The organism is Paenisporosarcina sp. P4_E4_2 (assembly GCF_056401595.1).
On the sequence record NZ_JBFUJC010000486.1, the window covers coordinates 1 to 1,666 of the forward strand.

Annotated in this window: 3 protein-coding genes; 2 read left to right on the forward strand and 1 reads right to left on the reverse strand. The window is 37.0% G+C overall.

Going from position 1 to position 1,666, the window contains the following annotated elements:
* Positions 1-471: MFS transporter (locus AC1DSB_RS18940; RefSeq protein ID WP_477587381.1), on the reverse strand; the 471-nt coding region annotated here is incomplete at its 3' end.
* Positions 472-615: 144 nt separating this feature from the next.
* Here AC1DSB_RS18940 and AC1DSB_RS18945 point away from each other — a divergent pair.
* On the forward strand, positions 616-1,353 hold the full coding sequence (locus tag AC1DSB_RS18945; protein ID WP_231391156.1) for a peptidylprolyl isomerase: 738 nt from the start codon (positions 616-618) through the stop codon (positions 1,351-1,353).
* A 17-nt stretch (positions 1,354-1,370) separates the two neighbouring features.
* Positions 1,371-1,583, forward strand: a complete 213-nt coding sequence (locus tag AC1DSB_RS18950) for a hypothetical protein (RefSeq protein ID WP_016428985.1) — start codon at positions 1,371-1,373, stop codon at positions 1,581-1,583.
* Positions 1,584-1,666: the final 83 nt, after the last annotated feature.

Genomic DNA, 1,666 nt, shown 5'->3' on the forward strand with positions numbered 1-1,666 from the left:
AAGTAATCCACCAAGAACAGGACCGAATAACGTACCAGAAACACTTCCCATTTGAAGAGTTCCAAGTGTTTTCCCTGCTACTTCTTTGGCTGTATGCGAACTGATGAAAGCCAATGAGGTTGGAATAAATCCGGTCACTACTCCCATGAACAATCGTAATAGGAAGAAAGCTTCCACTGAGTGTACAAACCCCATGAGTAGAATGCTAATAGATATACCAAATCCCGTAATGATTAAAATCGGCTTATAACCGAATCGATCTGCGATGCGCCCCCATATTGGTGACATGAGGAAGGCTGAGACGAAGGTGATGCCGAAAACAAATCCAGCCCATTTTTGTACGTATGCATCCGAAAAGTTTCCCATTGTGTCTATATAAAGTGACAGGAAAGGCATAATCATTGTTGCGGTTCCTGCAACTAAAAAATTTGAGATCCAGATAATATAGAAATTTCTTTTTTGATTGGCCAATTAATCTCCCTCTTTCAATTTTTGAACATTTTAGTGTCCCTTATTGATTAATTGTATAACATTTCGCTTTACGAAGGAAGTGGTGCGACTTATTTACTGAAATTGTTAACAGAATATGATAGACTAATTTAGGGTGAAATGAACATGAAAAAACGAGGATGGCTGTTATTAATTAGTTTGATTGTCCTGTTAGCAGGATGCGGCACAAATGAAAGTGTCGAACAAGAAAAGACAGAAAAACCAAAAAAAGAAACGCAACAAACTACTACAACAACTGAAGGAGAGAGTGCAATGTATCCACAATTATCAACAGAAGTTGCTTCAAACGAAGCATTAGTCGTAATGAACACAACTATGGGTGCGATTAAAATTAAACTTTTCCCTGAAATCGCTCCTAAAACAGTAGAAAACTTTATTACTCATGCCGAAAATGGATATTATGATGGCATCATTTTCCACCGAATTATTTCTGATTTCATGATTCAAGGTGGCGATCCTACTGGAACTGGTATGGGTGGAGAAAGCATTTACGGACCTAAATTTGAAGATGAGTTCTCGGATAAAGCATTTAACTTACGTGGTGCATTATCAATGGCCAATGCTGGTCCTGGAACAAACGGAAGTCAATTCTTTATCGTTCAAAAAAGCGATATGGACTCAAGCATGTTGAGCCAAATGAAAAAAGCGGGATACCCTGAAGAAATCGTTGAAGCATATGCAACTAATGGTGGTACACCTTGGTTAGATAACAAACACACAGTTTTTGGACAAGTTATTGAAGGTATGGATGTTGTGGACGCGATGACTAAGGTTAAAAGGAATTCAAGCGACAAACCACTTGAAGACATCAAAATCGAATCAATCGAAGTTCTTCAAAAATAAGTTAGGAAGTGATCCAAATGAATGTATGGATTTTCAACTTTCTATACTTTCCAGAAGATAAGTCTGCCTATATCCCAGCGGCCTTTCAATTCTTGATTTTTGCAATCATTTGCGTCCTCACTTTTCGATGGATTATTAAGCTTTCAAAAAAACAAGAACTAAAGACGAAGGAATTAGAAGAACGTATTTTACGTGAACGTCAATCAGAAAATCAAAAAGAACAACAATAAATAAAAGGCTAAACCAATTCAATTGGTTTAGCCTTTTTCTTATTGATATTGCTATGTGTTAACTTTCATGTGATACCAACAAG

Excerpts from the sequence above, each read along its gene's own strand:
- AC1DSB_RS18950 (WP_016428985.1), top strand. The coding sequence starts at position 1,371 with ATGAATGTATGGATTTTCAACTTTCTATACTTTCCAGAAGATAAGTCT.
- AC1DSB_RS18945 (WP_231391156.1), top strand. The coding sequence starts at position 616 with ATGAAAAAACGAGGATGGCTGTTATTAATTAGTTTGATTGTCCTGTTA.